Origin of the sequence: Stenotrophomonas sp. TWI587, from assembly GCF_039674145.1 — a bacterium.
Classification (GTDB): Bacteria; Pseudomonadota; Gammaproteobacteria; order Xanthomonadales; family Xanthomonadaceae; genus Stenotrophomonas; species Stenotrophomonas maltophilia_AY.
Genome location: NZ_JBDJMW010000012.1, coordinates 1 through 21,070, shown reverse-complemented (window position 1 = coordinate 21,070; position 21,070 = coordinate 1). Strand labels below are relative to the sequence as shown.

General features: G+C 67.9%; 17 protein-coding genes and 1 pseudogene. 13 read left to right on the top strand and 5 right to left on the bottom strand.

What is annotated here, in order from left to right; all coding sequences use genetic code 11:
• The first annotated feature begins 18 nt into the window (after positions 1–18).
• On the top strand, positions 19–1,350 hold the full coding sequence (locus tag ABE464_RS16950; RefSeq protein ID WP_346472888.1) for a GTP-binding protein: 1,332 nt from the start codon (positions 19–21) through the stop codon (positions 1,348–1,350).
• Positions 1,351–1,359: 9 nt separating this feature from the next.
• Here ABE464_RS16950 and ABE464_RS16945 read toward each other — a convergent pair whose 3' ends face one another.
• Together ABE464_RS16945 and ABE464_RS16940 are read right to left on the bottom strand one after the other, a co-directional pair.
• Complete coding sequence (locus ABE464_RS16945) at positions 1,360–2,970, bottom strand: ABC-F family ATP-binding cassette domain-containing protein (protein WP_346472887.1); 1,611 nt, start codon at positions 2,968–2,970, stop codon at positions 1,360–1,362.
• 175 nt (positions 2,971–3,145) lie between these two features.
• Positions 3,146–4,048, bottom strand: coding sequence for a LysR family transcriptional regulator (locus ABE464_RS16940; RefSeq protein ID WP_346472886.1), 903 nt, complete (start codon positions 4,046–4,048; stop codon positions 3,146–3,148).
• Between the two features lie 306 nt (positions 4,049–4,354).
• On the opposite strand from ABE464_RS16940, the gene ABE464_RS16935 reads away from it, so the two are divergent.
• Both ABE464_RS16935 and ABE464_RS16930 read left to right on the top strand, forming a co-directional pair.
• Positions 4,355–5,557 (top strand): MFS transporter, encoded by a 1,203-nt coding sequence (locus tag ABE464_RS16935; RefSeq protein WP_346472885.1) that lies wholly within the window; start codon positions 4,355–4,357, stop codon positions 5,555–5,557.
• Between the two features lie 79 nt (positions 5,558–5,636).
• On the top strand, positions 5,637–6,611 hold the full coding sequence (locus ABE464_RS16930) for a polysaccharide deacetylase family protein (RefSeq protein WP_346472884.1): 975 nt from the start codon (positions 5,637–5,639) through the stop codon (positions 6,609–6,611).
• Between the two features lie 9 nt (positions 6,612–6,620).
• Here the strand turns inward: ABE464_RS16930 and ABE464_RS16925 are convergent.
• Positions 6,621–8,224, bottom strand: a pseudogene (locus tag ABE464_RS16925) (EAL domain-containing protein).
• A 280-nt stretch (positions 8,225–8,504) separates the two neighbouring features.
• On the opposite strand from ABE464_RS16925, the gene ABE464_RS16920 reads away from it, so the two are divergent.
• Positions 8,505–9,278 (top strand): lytic transglycosylase domain-containing protein, encoded by a 774-nt coding sequence (locus ABE464_RS16920; RefSeq protein WP_346472883.1) that lies wholly within the window; start codon positions 8,505–8,507, stop codon positions 9,276–9,278.
• A 160-nt stretch (positions 9,279–9,438) separates the two neighbouring features.
• On the top strand, positions 9,439–11,517 hold the full coding sequence (locus ABE464_RS16915; RefSeq protein WP_346472881.1) for an NHL repeat-containing protein: 2,079 nt from the start codon (positions 9,439–9,441) through the stop codon (positions 11,515–11,517).
• A gap of 6 nt (positions 11,518–11,523) precedes the next feature.
• On the opposite strand, the gene ABE464_RS16910 is transcribed toward ABE464_RS16915, so the two are convergent.
• The gene (locus tag ABE464_RS16910; RefSeq protein ID WP_346472880.1) at positions 11,524–11,898 is read right to left on the bottom strand and encodes a YciI family protein; all 375 of its coding nucleotides are present in this window, start codon (positions 11,896–11,898) and stop codon (positions 11,524–11,526) included.
• Between the two features lie 189 nt (positions 11,899–12,087).
• On the opposite strand from ABE464_RS16910, the gene ABE464_RS16905 reads away from it, so the two are divergent.
• From ABE464_RS16905 to ABE464_RS16875, 7 genes are all read left to right on the top strand, one after another.
• On the top strand, positions 12,088–12,507 hold the full coding sequence (locus ABE464_RS16905) for a YciI family protein (protein ID WP_346472879.1): 420 nt from the start codon (positions 12,088–12,090) through the stop codon (positions 12,505–12,507).
• Positions 12,508–12,534: 27 nt separating this feature from the next.
• Positions 12,535–12,957 (top strand): VOC family protein, encoded by a 423-nt coding sequence (locus ABE464_RS16900; protein WP_346472878.1) that lies wholly within the window; start codon positions 12,535–12,537, stop codon positions 12,955–12,957.
• 71 nt (positions 12,958–13,028) lie between these two features.
• A complete protein-coding gene (locus ABE464_RS16895) occupies positions 13,029–14,282 on the top strand; it encodes a sigma-70 family RNA polymerase sigma factor (protein WP_346472877.1) in 1,254 nt (417 codons plus the stop codon).
• A gap of 69 nt (positions 14,283–14,351) precedes the next feature.
• Positions 14,352–16,001 (top strand): M28 family metallopeptidase, encoded by a 1,650-nt coding sequence (locus ABE464_RS16890; RefSeq protein WP_346472876.1) that lies wholly within the window; start codon positions 14,352–14,354, stop codon positions 15,999–16,001.
• Positions 16,002–16,248: 247 nt separating this feature from the next.
• Positions 16,249–17,508 carry a histidine kinase gene (locus ABE464_RS16885; protein WP_346472875.1) on the top strand — a complete coding sequence of 420 codons (1,260 nt, stop codon included), beginning with the start codon at positions 16,249–16,251 and terminating at the stop codon, positions 17,506–17,508.
• Entirely contained in the window at positions 17,498–18,271 is a 774-nt protein-coding gene (locus tag ABE464_RS16880; RefSeq protein WP_346472874.1) for a LytTR family DNA-binding domain-containing protein, read from the top strand. Before ABE464_RS16885 ends, ABE464_RS16880 begins: the two co-directional genes overlap by 11 nt.
• A gap of 29 nt (positions 18,272–18,300) precedes the next feature.
• The gene (locus ABE464_RS16875) at positions 18,301–18,645 is read left to right on the top strand and encodes a hypothetical protein (RefSeq protein ID WP_346472873.1); all 345 of its coding nucleotides are present in this window, start codon (positions 18,301–18,303) and stop codon (positions 18,643–18,645) included.
• A 39-nt stretch (positions 18,646–18,684) separates the two neighbouring features.
• On the opposite strand, the gene ABE464_RS16870 is transcribed toward ABE464_RS16875, so the two are convergent.
• On the bottom strand, positions 18,685–19,299 hold the full coding sequence (locus ABE464_RS16870; protein ID WP_346472872.1) for a hypothetical protein: 615 nt from the start codon (positions 19,297–19,299) through the stop codon (positions 18,685–18,687).
• 317 nt (positions 19,300–19,616) lie between these two features.
• On the opposite strand from ABE464_RS16870, the gene ABE464_RS16865 reads away from it, so the two are divergent.
• A complete protein-coding gene (locus ABE464_RS16865) occupies positions 19,617–20,534 on the top strand; it encodes an oxygenase MpaB family protein (RefSeq protein ID WP_346472871.1) in 918 nt (305 codons plus the stop codon).
• Positions 20,535–21,070 lie beyond the last annotated feature (536 nt).

Genomic DNA, 21,070 nt, shown 5'->3' with positions numbered 1-21,070 from the left:
CTCCAGACCTGCTCCGCCATGACTGCCTCTGCTGCCCTTCATGATTCCCGTCTGCCGGTGACGGTGCTGTCCGGCTTCCTCGGTGCCGGCAAGACCACCCTGCTCAATCAGCTGCTGCGCAACCGCGAGGGCCGCCGGGTGGCGGTGATCGTCAATGACATGAGCGAGATCAACGTCGACGCGCAGCTGGTCCGCGATGGCGGCGCCGCGCTGAGCCGCACCGAGGAGACGCTGGTGGAGTTCAGCAACGGCTGCATCTGCTGCACGCTGCGCGATGACCTGCTGCACGAAGTGCGCAGGCTTGCGGCGGAGGGGCGCTATGACTATCTGTTGATCGAATCGACCGGGATCGCCGAGCCGATGCCGGTGGCGGCGACCTTCTCGGTGCGCGATGAGGCCGGCTTCAGCCTCAGTGACATCGCACGGCTGGACACGCTGGTGACGGTGGTCGATGGTGCGCAGTTCCTGCATGACTTCGGCTCCAGCGATCGGCTGATCGACCGCGGCCAGCAGGCCGGTGAGGATGATGACCGCGGCGTGGTGAATCTACTCGCCGAGCAGATCGAGTTCGCCAACGTGATCGTGGTGAGCAAGTGCGATCTGATCGATGACGACACGCTGCAATCGACACTCGCCGTGCTGCGCGCGATGAACCGCGATGCACGGCTGGTGCTGTCCGAGCACGGCAACGTGCCGCTGCACGAGGTGCTCGATACCGGCCGCTACGACTTCGTCAAAGCGCAGTTGGCGCCAGGCTGGATGCAGGCGCTGCGTGGTCAGCACACGCCGGAGACCGAGGAGTACGGCATCACCAGCTTCGTCTACCGCTCGCGCCGGCCGTTCCATCCGCAGCGCTTCGCGCGCTTGCTCGAAACCGGGTTGGGCAGCGTGATCCGCAGCAAAGGCTTCTTCTGGCTGGCCAACCGCATGGACTCGGTGGGCGAGCTGTCCAGTGTCGGTGCGGCCACGCAGACCTCGGTTGCGGGCGTCTGGTACGCCTCGCGCGAGCGCATGGAGGCGGGGCTGGAGAACACCGTGCCCGAGCTGTCACCCACGCGCGTGCCCTACACGGATATCGGCTGGGCCCGTCAGCAGGCGGCGTGCTGGACCGCGCCGCTGCCCACCGTGGATCAGGTCGGCGATGCGGGCGAGTACCAGGCGATGCGCAGGCTGTGGCATCCCTGGTGGGGCGACCGCCGCCAGGAGCTGGCGGTGATCGGCGTGGCGATGGACGAGCACGCGGTGCGCGCCGAGCTGGATGCCTGCCTGCTCAACGATGAGGAACTGCGCGCCGGACCGCTGTTGTGGCAGTTGCTGCCGGACGCGTTCCCGGCGTGGGCGCGCCCCTAGCCGCCGGCGCTACACCGGCGTCAGCTGCCAGCCCTGATCGGATGCGCGCAGGGTATGGCTCAATCCCACCGCCTCCAGCAGCGCGGCGTCGTGCGAGACGATCATCAGCGTGCCGCGATACTGGCTGAGCAACTGCTCCAGCGCGGTGAGCGAGGGCAGGTCGAGGTGATTACCGGGTTCGTCGAGCAACAAAAGCTGCGGCGGCATCTGCGCGTACAGCACCGATGCCAGCGCCGCCTTCAAGCGCTCGCCACCGCTGAGCGTGGCCAGTGGCCGCAGGCTGCGCTCGGCGTCCAGGCCGAGCAGGGCCAACTGGGTACGCAGGGTGCCTTCGCTGGCCAACGGATGCGCGCGCTGCAGCAGTGACAGGGCCGAGGACTCATCGGGCAGCATCGTGAGCGACTGATCGAGCAGGGCGACGCTCGCCGCCACATCGACGTGGCCCGACACGGGCGGCAACGTGCCCGCCAACACCCTCAGCAGCGTGGATTTGCCACTGCCGTTACGGCCCTGCACGCCGATCCGCTGGCCGCGCTGCACGGTCAGATCCAGCGTCTTCCAGGGTCCCTGCACCCACGGCAGTTCGGCGGCGGTGAGCTCGGCCACGCGCTGCGGCCCGGGCTGATGGATCACCGGGGCGAGCAGGGCGATCTCGATGTGCTGCTCCACCTCGCCGGCAGCCTCGCGCACGCGCGCATCCAGTTCGGTACGACGCTCGCTCTGCTGTACCTGCCAGCGACCGGCGCTGTGCTCGCTGCGGTTCTTCATGCCACCGAGCAGGATCGGTGCCTGGTTGGCGGTGCGTGCCTCGCGTGTGGCGCGCGCCTGCCGATGCGCCATCTTCTCGCGCTGATCGCGCAGCTCGGTCTGCTGCTGGCGCCGCTCGCGTTTGCGCAGGGCCAGCTGTGCCTCGGCACTGCGCCGCTCGTCCTGTTTCTGTTCGGCGTAGAGAGCGTAGTTGCCGCCGTACTGGCGCAGCCCGCTTGGTGACAGCTCGACGATGCGCGCCATGTGCCGCAGCAGTGTGCGGTCGTGGCTGATCACGATCAGGCCACCGTGCCAGCGCTGCAGCGCCTCGATCAGGCGTGCGCGGTGGGCGGCATCGAGGTGGTTGCTGGGTTCATCCAGGATCAGACCCTCGGCACCGGACAGGAACGCACCGGCCAGCGCGACCTGCATTGCCTGGCCACCGCTGAGCGTGGCGGCGGGCCGCAGGGGATCGAGCGCAGGCAGCCCGAGCAGCTGCCACTGTGCCTGCAGTTGCTCGCGGAGGTCCCAGCGCTCACCCACGCGGGTGAAGTCGTCCGGATCCACGCTGCCGGCTTCGATGCGGTGCAGGGCATCGAGCACCGCACCGACACCGGCCAGATCGGCGATGCGGCCTTGGTGTGTGCCGCTGTGCTGCGTGAGCAGATGCACCGGGCCGCTGCGCAGGATGCGGCCGGAGCTGGGCGTGAGATCGCCACTGAGAATGCGCGCGAGCAAGCTTTTGCCCACGCCGTTGCGCCCGACCAGGCCGGTCGGGGTGCCGTCGAACGCGGCGGACAGGTCGGAAAACAGGACCCGGCCGTCGGGCAGGGTATGCGTCACGCGGTCGAGCGTGAGAGCGAATGCGGTCATGCGACCTCCATTGGATGCCAAGGACTCCCCTCCTGCGGAACAGGCGGGTGGAGACGGGCCGTCAGACGACGGCGGCATCAATGGCGCATGTAGGCCTACCTCGGCAACAAAGGCGGCTGGCTGCCGCGCGCCCAGTATAAAACCGCGCGGCGCCAGGGCGATGAACGCGGCCTGCTCAGCCGCTCACCCCGGTGAGCCGCGCGCTGATGAAATCGATGAAGACCCGCAGTTTGGGCAGCACATGGCGGCCGGAGGGCCACAGCAGGTAGAAGGTGCCACAGGCATGGATGCGGTCGGCCATCACCCGCTGCAGGCGGCCGTCGGCCAAGGCCTCGCGCACCGAGTGCTCGGGGATGTAGGCGATGCCGCGCCCGGCCAGCGCGAAGGCCAGCCGCGCTTCGATCGTGTTGCTGACCATGGAGACCGGCAGTGCCAGCGGAGCGGCGCCCGGCGTCTGCGGCAGTGGCCACGGTTCCAGCTTGCCGCTGCTCGGGAAGCGGTAGTGCAGGCAGTCGTGCTGCAACAGATCCTCGGGCACGCGAGGCGTGCCGCGACGGGCCAGATAGTCGGGTGAGGCGACCAGGTAACGCGGAAACACGCCGAGCTGCCGGGCGCTCAGGCGCGAGTCGGTCGGCTCGCTGACCCGCAGCACGGCGTCGAAGCCTTCCTCGATCACATCCACCAGCCGGTCATCGAAATCCAGCTCCAGGCGGATGCCGGGATAGGCGGCCATGAACTCGGTCAGCAGCGGCAGCGAGATGTCGCCCACCAGCGGCAGACTGACCCGCAGCACGCCCGTCGGTGCTTCGGTCTGCTGGACCAGCTCATCGCGCGCGGCATCGCGCTCATCAAGGATGCGCCGGCAGCGGACCAGAAAGCGCTCACCCTCGGCGGTGAGGGTGACGCTGCGGGTGCTGCGATGGAACAGCCGCACGCCCAGCGCCTGCTCCAGCCGCGACACGGTCTTGCCGGCGGCCGAGGCGGAGATGCCGAGCATGCGGCCGGTCTCGACGAAGCTGCGGGTGTCGGCGACCTGCACGAAGGTCTGCAGGTTGCCGAGGTTGTCCAAGGCTGACATGGGCGGTCGCAGGGAGGAAAGCGGGCACTGTAGCGGTCGGCAGGGCCTGCGGGGCGGGAGGCGGAGGCATTGGGCCGAAACACTGCGGTGCGCCGGCGCTTGGTTCCGGCCGAAGACCTTGCGGGGAGGGCAATTCCCCGATTGCGGCCTCGCCAGTCCGGAATGTACGGAGCGCTGACCCGCTGTTTCCCCGGCGGCTTAGCGCCTACGGTGGCGCTCCCCCACTTACGGCGCCTCCATGTCTTTCTTCCCTGACGTCAGCGGTTCCACTGTCGCGCTGGATGCGATACCCACCCGGGTGCACCCATGAGCGGTCACGCGGTCGATTCCACCGCCGTGCCGCTGCCCAACGCGGCCACTCGATTGCCCTTCGGCGGCCTGCTGGCGCTGGCCTGCGCGGGCTTCATCACCATCCTCACCGAAGCATTGCCGGCCGGCCTGCTGTCACCGATGAGCGCCGATCTCGGTGTCAGCCGCGCACTGGTCGGCCAGCTGGTCACGATCTACGCCTTGGGCTCGCTGGTGGCCGCACTGCCGATGACCGCATTGACGCGGCGCTGGCCACGCCGCCCGCTGCTGCTCACCGCGATCGCCGGCTTCGTGGTGGTCAACACCATCACCGCGATGACGCACCACTACGGCCTGATGCTGGTCGCACGTTTCTGCGCGGGCATCAGCGCGGGTCTGCTGTGGTCGCTGGTGGCGGGCTATGCCAGCCGCATGGTGGTGCCGCAGCTGCAGGGCCGCGCGATCGCCGTGGCGATGGTTGGCACGCCGCTGGCGCTGTCGCTGGGCATTCCGGCCGGTACGCTGTTGGGCCAGACCATCGGCTGGCGGTGGGCGTTCGGGTTGATGTCGCTGCTCAGCGTCGGCCTGCTGGTGTGGGCGCGGCTGGCGCTGCCGCCGCTGCCGGCCCCGGGCGCGGCGGCCCAGCAGCCGTTGGGCAACGTACTGCGTCTGCGCGGCATGCGCACCGCGTTGCTGACGATGTTCCTGTACGTGCTGGCGCACAACGTGCTCTACACCTACATCGAACCGTTTGCGGCGCTGTCCGGCGCGGCGGTGTGGCTGGATCGTCTGCTGCTGGTGTTCGGCGTGGCAGCGCTGGTCGGCATCTGGATCACCGGGCTGCTGGTGGACCGGTGGCTGCGTGCGCTGGTGATCGCCAGCACAGTGGCGTTTGCGCTGTCGGCGGTGGCGTTCGCGCTGTGGCCGGGCTCGCCGTGGGTGCTGGTGATCGGGACGGTGGTGTGGGGCATCTCCTTCGGTGGCGTTCCCACGCTGTTCCAGACCGCGGTGGCACGCCGGGCGGACGAGGCCGGGGATATCGCGCAGTCCTTCGTGGTGACCGGCTGGAATCTGGCCATCGCGCTGGCAGGCATTCTCGGCGGCGTGATGCTGGAAACCGTCGGTGAGCGCTGGCTGCCAGCGGTCCTGCTGGTGCTGCTGCTGGCCACGTTGATGGTGGTGCTGCGTCAGCCGCGCGCCTGGGCGCCGATCACGCACTGAGCCCAGCCGCCGCACCCGGCAAGGTGGACCGTGATACCCGGCGCTATGCTGAGGCCGGGTATCACGATGGGAGTGACGGATGCACAAGGGAGTCCTTCGGAGTGGGGTGCTGGCACTGCTGTGCCTGGCCGGCATCGCGCACGCGGCCGAGCCGGGGCGGCGCATCGCGCTGACCATCGACGATCTGCCCTGGCAGCGTCTGGACGAACGCGTTGAACCCGAGCTTGCCGCGCGCCATGCGCAGTTGATCGCGGCCCTGAAGCAGGCCGACGTGCCGGTGGTGGGCTTCGTCAACGAAGTCAAACTCGAGGTGGATGGACGGCTGAAACCCGCACGGGTGCAGATGCTGCGTGACTGGCGCGATGCCGGATTCGAACTGGGCAACCACACCTTCGGCCATGTCGATCTGCATGCGATCGGGCTGGCCGCCTACGAGCAGGACATCCTGCGCGGTGAGACCACGCTGCGCCCGTTGCTGGCCGAAACCGGGCAGGCGCCGCGCTGGTTCCGGCATCCGTATCTGCGTGCCGGGCAGTCGCCGGAAGAACGTGCTGCGCTGGGCGTGTTCCTGCAGCAGCATGGCTACCGGATCGCCCCCGTCACCGTCGACAACAGCGAGTGGATCTGGGCGTTCGCCTACGACCGCGTGCGCGACACCGAGACCGATCCGGCCGCGCGTGAAGCCCGCCTGCGCCAGTTGCGCCGTGGCTATGTGCCGTACATGCTCAACAAGCTGGATTACTACGAGCAGCAGGGGCAGCAGCTGCTGGGCCGGTTGCCTGCCCAGGTGTGGCTGATCCACGCCAACGCGCTCAGCGCGGACTGCGTGGAGGAACTGGTGGCCGCCACGCGCCGCCGCGGCTATCGCTTCATCACGCTGGAGACTGCACTGCAGGATCCGGCCTACCAGCACGCCGACGGCTACAACGGCGCCGGAGGCATCAGCTGGATCCAGCGCTGGGCGATGGCCGAAAACAAACCGAAGGCGTTCTACGCTGGCGAGCCGCAGGTACCGGCATGGGTGATGACCCTGGCCGGCCTCGACGCCGAATAGCGCGTTGGCTCAGGCGGGCACGTCGCTGCCGGGCTTCTGCATGTCTTCCGGCGCCTGCCCGTACTGCTGCTTGCGCTGCTGGTGGAAGGCCATGAACTCGTCCGGCGGCAGGGCCTTGGAGAACAGCCAGCCCTGCCCGAATTCCACCTGGCGCGCCTGCAGGTAGGCGAGCTGCGCAGGCGTTTCCACGCCTTCGGCCACGGTGAACAGGCCCAGCGTCTTGGCCATGTCGATGATGTGCGAGGTGACCGGGCTGGTGGCGCTGTCGGTCCCGATCGCATCGATGAACGACTTGTCGATCTTCAACGCATCCAGTGGCAGTTGCTGGAGGTACTGCAGGCTGGAATAGCCGACGCCGAAATCGTCGATGGCCACGCAATGACCGATGCGGCGTGCGTTGGCCAGACTGGTGCGCGCACGGCGGATGTCGATGAAACCGCGCTCGGTCGCCTCCAGCCAGATCTGCTGGGGATGGATGCCGGTGCCCTGCAGCTTGGCGCTCAGTACCTTCAGTGCGCGGCCGCTGCTGACATCCTCGGCGGCCAGGTTGATCGCGATGTGCGCGGTGCGGTCCTGCACCAGCAACGCGCGCATGTCCGCGATCACATGGTCGATGACCTGATCGGTCAGCGCCTCGATCAGCCCTGCCTCTTCAGCCAGCGGAATGAACAGGTCCGGCCGCACCAGGCTGCCGTCGGGACGGCGCCAGCGCACCAGCGATTCAGCGCCCACGCAGATGCCGGTGTCCAGCTCGATGATTGGCTGGTAGTGCATGAAGAACCACGCCTGCGCACGGCCGTGGCCAGCTCACCGCGCAGTGACAGCCGCCGCCGGGACAGCCAGACCACGCCGCCGATCGCCGCCAGCGCGCCGATCACCCCGAGCGGGATGAACTGGCCGATCTGGTGGCGGAACGCAGCCACCAGGTCGGTGCGCGGGGCGGTGGCGACGGCGAGCCATTCCTGGTCCTGCGCGGTGGCGTACAGCGTCTGTCCTTCAGTACCGCTTGCCGGCTCGCGCAGCAGCCGCTGCAGCAAGGCCTGGTCCTGGATGTCCTGCTGGGCGATCAGCCGCCCGTCGGGGCTGGCGACGGCCAGCCGCACGTTGGGATCGACGATCACATCGATCAACCGGGCCGGGTCCATCAGGATGTCGTAGTGGCCATAGCTGAGCGCCATCAACGGCTGCTGCGGTGTGCCGGCCAGCGGACGGATGTCCAGCGTGATGCCGGCGCCCTCGGCGGTGACATAGGCAGGCGCGGGCTGCACGATCCCGGCGTCCATCGGGCCCCACGAGGTGCAGGCCAGCCGTCCGTCCTTGAAGTAGCCGATCTGCTCGGCCGAGTGGGTGCGCATCACCAGCCCGCGCATCAGCTGCAGGTGCGCGGGCGAGCAGGGCGCCAGGGTGCTGCGGTTGAGCTCGCGCAGGGTGTTCAGCGCGCCCTCGTAGGCGCGGTGTGCGCGCTGCAGGGTGCGCTCGGCGGTGGTCTGCAGCCGCACCTGCTCGGACTCGCTGGCGCGGCTCCAGGTGAAATAGAACACGGTGGCGATCGGCACGAGGGCACCGATCAGGGCCAGCAGGATGGTGACGGCGATGATCCTGGCGCGGTTCAAGCAGATCTCGATGCCTCGTCGAAAGGGGATTCCATGGCAGCCCGGCGGGCCAGGGCGGTCGCGGCCCCGAGCCGCTATATGACCATCAGTGCGTGAGGATTGAAACAGCGCAGACGTGGAAGGGCCATGATGTGCGGCGGGCCACCCCGCCAAGGTGTTGATTCCGACAGTGACGGGCAGACCACGGCGTCGGCCGCCCCGGCGGCCCGGTATTCACCTTCGGTTCGCGCCCCCGGCCGGATGATCGCGCCGCACCCTTCCGTGCCCCGATCCGAGCCCGATGAATCCCACCCTGCCTGCCGCGTTGGCCCTGTTGTCGTTGCTGCTGCCCAGCCTGGCATCGGCGCGCACGGTCTACCGCTGCGTGCAGAGCAACACGGTCAGCCTGGCCACCGCACCGGAGCCGGGCTCCAAGTGCACCCCGCAGCAGATCGACGACAACGCCGTGCAGACCCCCAACCTGTGGGGAAACATGGGCATCTTCAGCGGCACCCTGTACGAGCGCGAGCAGGACGGTGCCCTGGTCTATTCAACCCGCAACCTGCCCGGCTCGCGGGTGTTCCTGAAATTCACCGTCGCCACCCCACCGGGTGAACCGGCGCATGAAGGTCTGGGCAAGGTCGGCACGCCGCAGTTGAACCGGCACGCCAAGCAGTTCAAGGCCGCAGCGAAGGCCACCGGGGTGGACGACGCCTGGCTGCGCGCGATCGCCCATGCCGAGAGCAATTTCGATGCCGGTGCGATCTCGCCCAAAGGCGCGCAGGGCGTGATGCAGCTGATGCCCGATACCGCCACCGAGTACGGCGTGGCCGACCCACTCTCGGCCGAGCAGTCGATCAGCGGCGGCGCGCGTTACATGAAGGCGCTGCTGCGTCGCTACAAGGGCGACCGTGTGCTGGCCGCCGCGGCCTACAACGCCGGCATCGGTGCGGTGACGCGCTACAAGGGCGTGCCGCCCTATGCCGAGACGCTGGCCTACGTGGAGAAGGTCAGCGCGTTGTACGTGCGCTATCGCGAGGCGATGGGGTTCAAGCTGGAGACGCCGGCGAAGTAGGGCTGCGTTTCAGCGTGAGCATCCTGCGCCGAACAACGCGTGCTGCTCGCTTCGGCCGACGGCGTTCAGAGCGGTCTGCACGTCCGCGCGTTCGACCCACAGGGTTTGCAGATGCGCACGCAGCCCTTATCGTCGTGCCCTTCGAACGACAAGGATGGCAATGGGACGCAACGCTTGGGCAGGGATGATCGCCGCAGCCACCGCTGCGTTGCTGGCATGGACGTTCCTGCGCGTGCCATCGCCGCCCCTGCCGCCGCCCGGACCGATACCCACCGTGCTGGGCTGGTCACCGCGCATCGACAGCGTCGCCGGCGACGGCGTGGGTGGCAGCACGGAAGGCCCCGCCGGGCAGGCGCGCTTTGCCGATCCGTACGGCTTGGCCGTGGACGCGCACGGCGTGGTCTACATCGCCGATGCCGGCGACAACAACCGCATCCGCCGCCTGCATCCCGATGGCCGCGTGGACACCCTGGCCGGGCAGGGCGAAGGCTGGCGCGATGGCGCTGCCTTGCAGGCGCAGTTCAACACGCCTTCCGGGATCGCGCTGGATGCCAGCGGCAACGTCTTCGTCGCCGATACCGGCAACCACGTGATCCGGCGCATCGCGGTGGACGGCACCGTGAGCACGCTGGCCGGTGATGGCCAGCGGGGCTTCGTCGATGGTCCAGCCGCGCAGGCGCGTTTCGATGGACCGATGGGCGTGGCGGTGGACGCGGGCGGCCGCGTGTACGTGGCCGATACCTACAACGACCGCATCCGTGTTATCGAGTCCGATGGGCGGGTCCACACCGTCGCCGGTGGCGAGCGCCCAGGGATGATGGATGGCATCGGCGTGGACACCCGCCTGGACACGCCGGTCGCGCTGGCATTGGATCCGCAGGGCAACGTCTTGATCGCCGATCTGTTCAACAACGCGATCCGACAGCTCGCGCCGGATGGCACGCTGAGCACCCGCGTCGCCGATGGCGGCCTGCTGAGCGGCCCGCTGTCCTTGGCGGTGACCCATGACGGAGTGATCTACGCCAGCGACATCAACGGCAAGGTGGTGCAGATCTCGGCGCAGGGCCATCAGCTCGCACTGGCCGGCGTGCCACCGCAGCCGCGCTTCGCCCGGCCTACCGCGCTCGCGCTGGATGCCCAGGGTGGGCTGTACCTGGCCGATGCTGCGTCCTACCGTGTGCACCGGCTGCGCGCGCTGGCGGTTGGCCAGACCGCACCGCCGGCGCTGATCGGCCCGGCGCCGGATGCCCCGCTGCCCGAGACCGCCGGCCGTTGGCCGCTGGCGCCGCAGGATGGTTGGCACGAAGTGGTCGGCACGCTGGGTGAAGTGCGCGGTGACTTCAAGGGTGAAAGCCGCCACCACCTGCATGGCGGCTTCGACATCCGGGGTGATGTGGGCCAATCGGTGCTGGCGATTGCCGATGGCAAGGTCGATACGCCGTTCGCGGCATGGTCGGTCGGTGGCCAGGCCGAAGGCCTGTCGCTGGGCCGGCTGAAGTACATCCACATGAAGGTCGGCCGCGATCCGCGTGACCGCCCGTTCGATGCGCGCTGGCAGCAGCTGCTCGGCGAGGACGGCAAGCTCGAGCGGGTCCGTGTGCGTCGTGGCACGCGCTTCGCGACGGGCGAATCGCTGGGCAGCATCAACCGCATGGCGCATGTGCACCTGAGCGTGGGCGCCAGTGGTTTCGAACGCAATGCGGTGGCGCTGGGCTTCACCGGGTATGCCGATACCTTTGCGCCGCGCATCACCGAGGTGGCCGTGCTGGACGATCTGGATCAGCCGATCAAGGGGGGCGCCGATGGCCGCGTGGCGATTCCCCGCCAGGGACCGGGCGTGCAGATCGTGGTGGAGGCGTGGGATCAGGTGGACCGCAATCTGCCACGCCGGCGGCTGGGGCTGTACCAGGTGGGTTATCAGGTGCTGGATGCGCAGGGTCAGCCGCTGGCGGGGTACGAGCAGCCGCGCTTCAACATCGTGTTCAACCGGATGCCGCGCGAGGACAGCGCCACCCGCGTTGCCTATGCGCCAGACAGCGGCATCACCGTGCATGGCAGTGCGGTCACGCGCTTCCGCTATCTGGTCACCAACACCGTGCGCGATGGACTGGTCGAGACCGGGCGCTGGCAGCCCGACGCGTTGCCGGCCGGCGACTACATCCTGCGTGGCAGTGCGCGCGACTACAGCGGCAACGAAGCGATCGGGCCGCGTGATCTGAAGGTCACGCTGCTGCCCTGAGCGGAATCAGGCGCCGACGCGCACGCGCTCGGCGTCCATGTCGGCCAGCGGCCGCACCTCGATGCTGCCGAAACGCGACCACGGGAACTGCTGGGCGATGCGCATCGCCTCGGCGTGGTCCGGCGCGTTGATCAGGTTGAAGCCGGCCAGTAGCTCGTGGGTCTCGGCGAACGGGCCATCGGTGATCCGGGTCTGGCCCTGGCGCACGCGCACCGTGCGCGCGCTGTCCACCGGTTCCAGCTTCTGCGCCAGCACGAGGGTGCCCTCGGCCTGCAGCCTGTCCGCGTGCTGCAGGCAGTCGTGCATCAGGCGGTCGTATTCGTCGCTTGGCAGGGCCTGCAGCAGACCCTCGTCGATATAGATCAGCAGAAGAAATTGCATGGGCGGACCACGAGGGACGGTGAAGTCGCATCATGCCCCAGCTCCCGCAGGCACGGTGTTGCAGCGCCGCAGGAACGCCCTGTTCAGGCACGGCAGAAATAATTTTTACGGGCGTGTCGATTTCCATCCCGTTGGCACGTTGTATCCAGTGAACGGCCCGCGCTTCGGGCTGGCAGACAGGAGCACCCCGTGAAAGTCATGGTTCTGGTCAAGGCAACCGCGGCCACCGAGGCCGGTCAACTGCCGACCGAGCAGGAAATCCGCGCCATGGGCGCCTACAACGAACAGCTGGTCCAGGCCGGGATCATGCTGGCCGGCGAGGGCCTGCACCCGACCTCGCATGCCCGGCGGGTGGCCTTCGGCAATGAAGCGCCGCGGGTGATCGACGGGCCGTTCGCCGAAACCCGCGAGCTGGTCTGCGGCTTCTGGCTCTGGCAGGTCCGCTCGCTGGACGAGGCCACCGAATGGCTCAAACGCGCGCCGTTCGCCGCCGGCGATGTGGTGGAGCTGCGCCCGATTCTCAGTGCCGAGGATTTCGGTGATGCCTTCACTCCTGAATTACAGGCGCAGGAACAGCGTCTGCGCGACCAGATCGGCACCGACGCTTGATCCATCCCACATCCCTGGAGCATTCCCATGAAACTGATTCCGTTCCTTGGCTTCAACGGCAAGACCCATGAGGCGATGGCCTTTTATGCGCAGGTGCTGGGCGGCAAGGTCACCTCGGAAATGAGGTACCGCGACATGCCACCGATGGAAAGTCAGGAAGGCTGTGGCGAGATGCCGCCGGAGACCCTGGACCACGTCGCGCACAGCCAGCTGGAGGTGGGGTCGGCGATCCTGATGGCCGCCGACGGCCCCTCCCCGGACGGGCAGGGCAGCACCACGATCAACATCGATGTCGACTCGATCGAGGAAGCCGAGCGCGTGTTCAATGCGCTGGCCGACGGAGGCGAGATCAAGATGCCGATCACCGAAACCTTCTGGGCCCATCGCTGGGGCTTTCTGATCGACCGCTATGGCAAGCCGTGGATGGTCAACTGCATGAAGCAGCCCTGATCCCGCACCGGCGCGATGGCACCCCGCCGCGCAGCTTGTACCTGCCTCGCCCCGGTGGTCTGATCAGCTGCATGGACACGGCACTGACGCAACGACTGGAGACGATCTGGCGCATGGAGTCGCCAGTGCTGACCGCCCGCCTGACCCGCCTGCTTGGCGGCGATGTCGGCCGTGCCGAAGAGCTGGTCCAGGACACTTGGCTGGCCGCGCTGGAGCGCTGGCCCAGCCAGGGCGTGCCGGACAATCCCGGAGCGTGGCTGATGACCACCGCGCGCAACCGCGCCATCGATGTGCTGCGCCAGCACCAGCGTGTCGCCGGCCAGCATGCGCAGTACGGCAGCGAGCTGGAGCCGCTGCCATTGCCGCCGCCGGATGACAGCGACGCGCTGGAAGACGACATCGGCGATGACCTGCTGCGGCTGATGTTCGTCGCCTGTCATCCGGTGCTGGCCGCCGATGCGCGGGTGGCGTTGACGCTGCGCCTGCTGGGGGGCCTGACCACTGATGAGATCGGGCGCGCCTTCCTCGCACCCGAGCCGACCATCGCCCAGCGCATCGTGCGTGCCAAGCGTACGCTGGCGCAGAAGCAGGTGCCGTTCGAAGTGCCACGCCAGGCTGCATTGCCGGAGCGCTTGGCCTCGGTGCTGGAGGTGATCTACCTGATCTTCAATGAGGGCTATGCGGCCAGTGCCGGCGATGACTGGATGCGCCCGGCGCTGTGCGAGGAAGCACTGCGTCTGGGGCGCGTGCTCGCGCATCGCCTGCCTGCCTGGCCACAGGTGCAGGGGCTGCTGGCCCTGATGGAACTGCAGGCTTCGCGTACCGCAGCGCGTACCGATAGCACCGGCACGCCTGTCCTGCTGCCCGACCAGGACCGCACGCGCTGGGACTGGCTGCAGATCGCCCGTGGCCAGGCGGCCCTCCAGCAGGCGGTGGTGCTGGGCGGCAGCGAGGATCCCTATGTGCTGCAGGCCGCCATCGCCGAGTGCCACGCGCGCGCGCGCCGCGCCGAGGACACCGACTGGGCACGGATGACCGCGCTCTACGCGCGGCTGGCGCAGGTGCAGCCCTCGCCGGTGATCGCGTTGAATCACGCGGTGGCCCTGTCGCGTGCGAACGGCGCGGCGGCGGCGTGGCCACTGGTGGAGGCGCTGGGTGACGATGCACGGTTGCGCGACTATGCGCCGCTGGCCGCGGTGCAGGGCGATCTGTTGGCCCAGCTGGATCGCCGTGAGGAGGCCCGGGCAGCCTTTGCGCGTGCGGCGGCGCTGACCGCCAACGCACGCGAGAAGGCGATGCTGCTCGCCCGCGCGGCGGCTGTGTAGACCGGCACTGCACCCGGCCACGGCTCTGGCCTACACTCGGGCGATTGTCGGTCAGTCATGAGGTGCAGCGTGAAGCGTGTGGTAATCAGCCTGTTGGCGTTGTCGGTGTCGTCGGCCTTGATGGCCGCCACCCCCAAATTCGATGGCGCGCGGATCTCCGCAGACGTCAAGGAACTGGCCTCCGATGCCTACGAGGGCCGCTCGCCTGCCACGGCCGGTGAAGAAAAGACCATCGCCTTCCTGAGCAAGCAGTTCGCCGCGGCGGGCCTGCAGCCGGGCGGCGACCTCAAGGACGGCAAGCGCCTGTGGACCCAGGCCGTGCCGCTGCTCAAGGGCGACATCGTCGGCACCCCGAGCCTGTCGCTGAGCAACAAGGGCACCCCGCAGACGCTGAGCCAAGGCAAGGAAATCGCCGTGCGCGCCGCGATGAACGGGGCCAGCGAGGTGGACATCAAGAACGCGCCGCTGGTCTTCCTGGGCTACGGCGTCAAAGCCGGCGAGCGCAACTGGGACGACTTCAAGGGCGTGGACCTGAAGGGCAAGATCGCGGTCGTGCTGATCAACGACCCGGACTTCGAAACCGGCCAGGGCGACTTCGACGGCAAGGGCATGACCTACTACGGTCGCTGGACCTACAAGTACGAAGAGGGCGCGCGCCAGGGGGCGCTCGGCGTGCTGATCGTGCATGAGACCGCGCCGGCCTCGTATGGCTGGGCCACCGTGGCCGGCTCCAACACCAACACCATGTTCGATGTAGTCCGCGACAACCCGGCCGAAGCGCATCCGCTGCTGGAAGGCTGGATCCAGCGCGATCTGGCGGTTTCGCTGTTCAAGCGCGCGGGCCTGGATTTCGAGGCGCTGAAGAAGCAGGCGCAGACCCGCGACTTCAAGCCGGTCGAGCTGAAGGGTGAAACCTTCTCGGCCAAGTACGCGGTCAAGACCGAGGTGATCACCTCGCACAACGTGGCCGCGCGCCTGGAGGGCAGCAAGCATCCCGACGAGACCGTGATCTACAGCGCGCACTGGGATCACATCGGCGTGGGCAAGCCCGATGCCAACGGCGACACCATCTTCAACGGTGCGCTGGACAACGCCAGCGGCACCGCTTCGCTGGTCGAGCTGGCGCGCGGCTTCGCAAAGGCCAAGCGCCCGGAGCGTTCGGTGCTGTTCCTGGCCGTCACCGCCGAGGAAAAGGGCCTGCTTGGCTCGGAGTACTACGCCACCCACCCGCTGTATCCGCTCGGCAAGACCGTGGCGCTGATCAACATGGATGGCATGGCGCCCTTCAGCCCGTCGCGTGATTTCGGCATCTACGGCTCGGCCAAGCTGGAACTTCTGGACCAGCTCAAGGACGTCGCCAAGGGCTGGGACATCCGCTACACCCCGGATCCGAAGCCGGAAGCCGGCCTGTTCTTCCGCTCCGATCACTTCCCGTTCGCCAAGCGCGGCGTGCCGGCGGTGTCCTACTCGGCGGGCCAGGACTGGGTGGAGGGTGGCGTCGCCGCTGGCAAGGCGGCCTCCGATGACTACACCGCCAAGCGCTATCACCAGCAGGGCGACGAGTGGCAGCCGGACTGGACCTTCGCCGGTGCCTCGCGCGATCTGGAGGTGCTGTACACGCTGGGCAACCAGCTGGCCAACTCGCGCGCCTGGCCGAACTGGAGCGAGGACTCCCAGTTCCGCGCCCCGCGTGACGCCAGCGCCGCCGAGCGGAAGTAGTGCCGCGTCCGGCCGGCATCGCCGGCCGGACCCCCAACCCGGCGCTACGCCATGCGTGGCCAGGCAGTCCCGGACCCCGATGTAGAGCCACGCCATGCGTGGCTTCGCGATCCCGGAACGAACGCCAGCCACCCATGGGGTGGCGCTACGCGGCTTCATCCCCCCAAACCCCGCCTTCGTCGCATGCCGCTTGTTCGCACTCGCGGCAGGGCTATGCTCGCCTCACTCCCTATGTGATGACGCCGCCGTGTTCGCCAGCCTCTCCCTGATCTTCCGCAATCTGTTGGCCTGGGCCGCCGCCATCGTGGTGGCGGGGTTCGTCTGGAGTGGCTTCTTCCATGGCATGGACGAAGGCCCCGGCTGGGTGTTCGGCTTGCTGGCCCTGTTCGTGATGGTGACCGCCCTGGGCAGCTGCATCGCCCATATCCGCCGCGTGCAGCACGCCGCCGGGCGCCTGGACGCGGCCACCTTGTCCAGCCGCCAGCGCCGCCAGATCGAGGTGCCGATGGACGCCGGCCCGGCCTTCGCCCTGGTGGAAGCCGCCATCGCCGAGCTGCCACGCGTGGAAGACATCGAAAGCGCTCCGGGCAGCCTGCAGGTGCGCGCCTACGTGCGCCGCGTGGATCCCTACAACGGCCGCCCGCCGTCCCGCTGGAACCTGCCTGCGCGGCTGGCGATCAAACGCAACAGCGTGCTCGCCACCGTGACGCCGGGGCAGGGCACCAGCAGCGTCACCCTGCTGTTCGAGCCCGATGCGGGGGTCTGGGCCGATCTGCTCGCGGTCGACGAAGGCAGCAACCATGAGAACGCCGAAGCGGTCGGCCGTGCGATCACCCGCCGGGTGGCCGAGCAGCGCCGCGACGAACAGGCCGCCGCCGAACAGACCGCGACCGAGAAGGAACTCTCGGTGGCCAGACTCAACCTGCTGCATGCGCAGGTCGAGCCGCACTTCCTCTACAACACGCTGGCCAACGCGCAGGTGCTGACCCGCACCGATCCGCCGCGCGCCGACCAGATGCTCGGGCATCTGATCCAGTACCTGCGCAGCTCGCTGCCCAGCGTGGATGAATCCATGTCCACCCTGGGCGTGGAGCTGGAGCGCACCCAGGCCTACCTGGAAATCCTGAAGATCCGCATGGGGGCACGCCTGGCCCTGCAGGTGGATGTGCCGCCGGCACTGACCAGCCTGCCGCTGCCCTCGATGGCGCTGCAGACCCTGGTTGAAAACGCGATCAAACACGGGCTCGAACCCAAGCCCGGCGGCGGCACGGTGTGGATCATCGCGCGCGCCTTCGACGACCATGTCACCCTCACCGTCGCCGACGACGGTCTCGGTTTCGGGCAGGGAACCAGTGGTACCGGGATCGGCCTGAAGAACCTGCGCGAACGCCTGCGCCTGACCTGCGGAGAGCACGCTGGCGTGGCGATCGTGTCCAATTTCCCCACCGGCGTGGCAGCCACCATCACCCTGCCGCGCGATGCCCGCGAGGCGATCCATGCAGCTTGATGCCCTCATTGCCGAAGACGAAGACCTGCTGCGCCAGTCGCTGGTGGCACAGCTGCAGCGGCTGTGGCCCGAGCTGCGGCTGGTGGCCGAATGCGAGGACGGCGCCAGTGCGCTGGAGCGCCTGGCCGAGTTGAAACCGGACCTGGCCCTGCTCGACATCCGCATGCCGGGCATCACCGGCATCGAGGTGGCCCGCGCGCTGCCGGAGATCAGCCCGCGCACCCAGGTGGTGTTCGTCACCGCCTACGACCAGTATGCGATCGATGCCTTCGAACAGGGCGCGATCGACTACCTGCTCAAGCCGGTCAGCGATGAGCGCCTGCTGGCCACGCGCGAGCGGATCCTGGCGCGCATGCAGCTGGGCCGGCCGGACAGCGGCATGCTCGAGCAACTGCTGCAGCGCCTCGGCAATCAGCCCACCGCCGCCTCAAGCGCACCGCCTTTGGCCTGGATCACGGCCAGCAACGGACGGGACACGCAGCTGATCATGCTCGAAGACGTGATCTACTTCCGTGCCGACAGCAAGTACACCACGGTGGTCACCGAACAGGGCGAAAGCCTGCTGCGGACCTCGCTGCGTGAATTGTTGGATGCGCTCGATCCGCAACGGTTCCGCCAGATCCACCGCTCCACCATCGTGAACATGAAGGCGGTCGCCGCAGTCACCCGCGACGACACCGGCCGCGGCCAGCTGCGCTTGAAGCATCGCACCGAAGTGCTCAACGTCAGCCAGCCCTTCATGAGCCTGTTCCGCGGGATGTAACGCGCCTTTTCTTTCGTCTGGAGCCTGCCATGCGTATCGCCGTTGTCGCCAGTCTCTGCGTGTTGATGCTGGCGGCCTGCCAGCAATCGAGCAACACCTCCGTCACCCGCATCCGCGCCAACGGCGTGGATACGCTGTACAGCAAAACCACGGTCGACAACGGCGTGGCCAACTTCGACTGCATCGCCAGCAGCAGCGGCCGCTGCCATTACCTGGTGCTGGATGCGCGCTGCACGAAGGACACCGACTGCCCCTATCCGCCGCTGCACCGGTTGGCGGTGGCGGTGGGCAAGACGGAGCAGATGGCCGGGCTGCCGGCCGGCTTCAAGCACTGCGTCAGCGCGCTCCAGAAAGAACAATGCCACCGTGAGTGATCACGGTGGCATCGTGGCTCCCCCCTCATTTCGATAGGGTCAGAACGCCGGTTGCAGATGCAGGTTGGTGCCGTTGGGCTGCTCGCCGACGTGGTTGAGCTGACCCACTAGTTCGGTGTGCTGCTTCATCCGGCCGATCTCGCGCATGATGCGGATGTCCTCGTGGCGCAGCTCGCGCTTGGCGCTCACGGCCTGCTTGTAGTCCAGCACTTCCGGGTAATGATGGGCCATGTCCAGCGCTTCGGCGACGCACTCCACGGTGTCCGCATCGGAGGTGATCCGGGCGCGGCTGTTGAAGGCCTTCATCCAGCGCTCGAAGCCGGCGGTGTGATCGAACATGTTGGCCATGAACCAGATCACGAACAGGATCGACACCCACGAACCGAACACGATCACCACGCGGGTGAAGGTGATATGGAAGTCATCCTTCCACAGGTAATTGCTGATCAGGCCGAGGATGAGCAGCGAGGACGCCTGCCAGCCGACAATCGAGGCCATCAACCACTGGCCCTTGGCCTTGGCGAGCAACGCGACTTCCTCGCGGATCTGCTGTTCACTCTTGTTACGCCAATGCGCGACCTGTTTTTCGAACGGGCTGCTGTACAGCTCGTTGTCCTGCAACAGCAGACCCAAACCTTTGAACAAAGCGATCATGACGAGCTCCTTCTGGAACGTGCGGCAGCGCATTGGACGACGTTGTGGCAGCTCCAGTTCTAGCACTTTCACCGCGCTTGGCAATGGGCAAAGCGCAAAGATCCGGCGTCATTCCTGCCTGAATGGGCACACTCGCAGCGGATTTGCGCACTGCGGCACGTAAATCGCCGGGTAAATAGGCGCCGGACGGTCCTTTCCATGCTGCATCTGCACATTGCCGGACCCCTGTTGGGCGAGGTCCTCGCCAGCCCCACCGGTATCACGCAGAATTGACGCATCCGCGCGAAACGCCGGTCCGCTCCGCCTCGGTACTGCTGATGTCCTCCCTGCTGCATTCGCTTGCCCGCCCCGCCACCGCCCCGATCCGCCGCTGGGTGCTGGGTGCCTTCCCCCGCGGCCAGAGCGGGATCGATTACGACCATCCCCTGGGCGACCCCGGCTGGTTCGGCCCGGACAGCATCACCTGGCGCGTGCACTCCGAATTCCCCGGCATGCTTGCCGGCGGCCTGTGCGCCCTGATGCTGCAGACCCTGCATCCGCTGGCATTGGCCGGCGTGTACGACCATTCCAACTTCCGCGCTGACCTGGTGGGCCGCCTGCGCCGCACCACCGCGTTCGTCGCCGGCACCACCTACGCACCGACCGCGGAAGTCGAGGCGCTGATCGCCAAGGTGACCCGCATCCACGCCCAGGTACGCGGGCATACAGCCGACGGCCGCGCCTATTCCGCCGACGATCCAGCGCTGCTGACCTGGGTGCACGTCACCGAGGCCTACGGCTTCCTGCAGGGCTGTCGGCGCTATTGCCGCGACGTCCCCACGGCGATTGCCGATCAGTACTACCGCGAGTACAAGCGCGTGGCCGAAGCCCTCGGCGCCACCGATGTACCGGCGTCGGAAGCAGAAGTGGACGCGTACTTCGCACAACAGCACTCGGCGCTGCTGTTCGACGCGCGCTCGCGCGAGGTGCTGGAGGTGCTGTCCGGCATCCGCCTGCCGGTGCCGATGGCGGGGCTGTCGCGTGAGCTGTTCCTCGGTGCGGGCGCGGCATTGTTGCCGGACTGGGCGACGACGATGATAGAGCGCACGCCGATGCAACGTGCGCAATCACGGGCGTCTGCCGTGGTGTTGAAGGGCATGGCACCGCTGTTCCGGCGTGCACTGCAGGATGGCCTGGCGACGCGGGCCTGCACGCGGATGGGTGTGCCGGCTGGCGTGCTTGCTGATTGGCCTTGAAGCGGTGAATCGCGAGTGCCTGTGGCCGATGGTTGGGGCGGGCACGCACAGGCTTCCGGGACCCGCTGCAAGTACGTCCCGTAAGCTCGAATGCCGCCATCCATGGCGGCATACGGTCCCTCCAGCCTGCACGTGCCCGCCCCCCGACAATTGGCCGGTGGCCATGCTGAGATCAAAAGCCAGTAGGCGGAGCTGAGCGGCATCGCGGAATAGCAGCGCTGCAGGAACGCGAGCAGTGACGCTAAGTAGCGATGCCAAGCAGTGGATCGGAATGGCGATGCTGGGCAGAGGAGCAGTGGAGCGGCACTGTTCTCCTCACTACCGCAGCTGCGGATATCGCACCCGCTTTTCCCTCGCGCACCAGCCCATTGTCAAAGGGTGGGCATGGGTGGGGTGGCGGGACCGTATGCCGCCATGGATGGCGGCATACGAGCTTACATGGACGTACTTGCAGCGGGTCCCGACACCCCGCGCCGGCCCGCCCCAGCGCGCGCCAACGCCCACCCCAGGCGCTGCGCCGCGCCAGCTCAGCAGGG

Excerpts from the sequence above, each read along its gene's own strand:
- ABE464_RS16950 (WP_346472888.1), top strand. The coding sequence starts at position 19 with ATGACTGCCTCTGCTGCCCTTCATGATTCCCGTCTGCCGGTGACGGTG.
- ABE464_RS16945 (WP_346472887.1), bottom strand. The coding sequence starts at position 2,970 with ATGACCGCATTCGCTCTCACGCTCGACCGCGTGACGCATACCCTGCCC.
- ABE464_RS16940 (WP_346472886.1), bottom strand. The coding sequence starts at position 4,048 with ATGTCAGCCTTGGACAACCTCGGCAACCTGCAGACCTTCGTGCAGGTC.
- ABE464_RS16935 (WP_346472885.1), top strand. The coding sequence starts at position 4,355 with ATGAGCGGTCACGCGGTCGATTCCACCGCCGTGCCGCTGCCCAACGCG.
- ABE464_RS16930 (WP_346472884.1), top strand. The coding sequence starts at position 5,637 with ATGCACAAGGGAGTCCTTCGGAGTGGGGTGCTGGCACTGCTGTGCCTG.
- ABE464_RS16920 (WP_346472883.1), top strand. The coding sequence starts at position 8,505 with ATGAATCCCACCCTGCCTGCCGCGTTGGCCCTGTTGTCGTTGCTGCTG.
- ABE464_RS16915 (WP_346472881.1), top strand. The coding sequence starts at position 9,439 with ATGGGACGCAACGCTTGGGCAGGGATGATCGCCGCAGCCACCGCTGCG.
- ABE464_RS16910 (WP_346472880.1), bottom strand. The coding sequence starts at position 11,898 with ATGCAATTTCTTCTGCTGATCTATATCGACGAGGGTCTGCTGCAGGCC.
- ABE464_RS16900 (WP_346472878.1), top strand. The coding sequence starts at position 12,535 with ATGAAACTGATTCCGTTCCTTGGCTTCAACGGCAAGACCCATGAGGCG.
- ABE464_RS16895 (WP_346472877.1), top strand. The coding sequence starts at position 13,029 with ATGGACACGGCACTGACGCAACGACTGGAGACGATCTGGCGCATGGAG.
- ABE464_RS16880 (WP_346472874.1), top strand. The coding sequence starts at position 17,498 with ATGCAGCTTGATGCCCTCATTGCCGAAGACGAAGACCTGCTGCGCCAG.
- ABE464_RS16875 (WP_346472873.1), top strand. The coding sequence starts at position 18,301 with ATGCGTATCGCCGTTGTCGCCAGTCTCTGCGTGTTGATGCTGGCGGCC.
- ABE464_RS16870 (WP_346472872.1), bottom strand. The coding sequence starts at position 19,299 with ATGATCGCTTTGTTCAAAGGTTTGGGTCTGCTGTTGCAGGACAACGAG.
- ABE464_RS16865 (WP_346472871.1), top strand. The coding sequence starts at position 19,617 with ATGTCCTCCCTGCTGCATTCGCTTGCCCGCCCCGCCACCGCCCCGATC.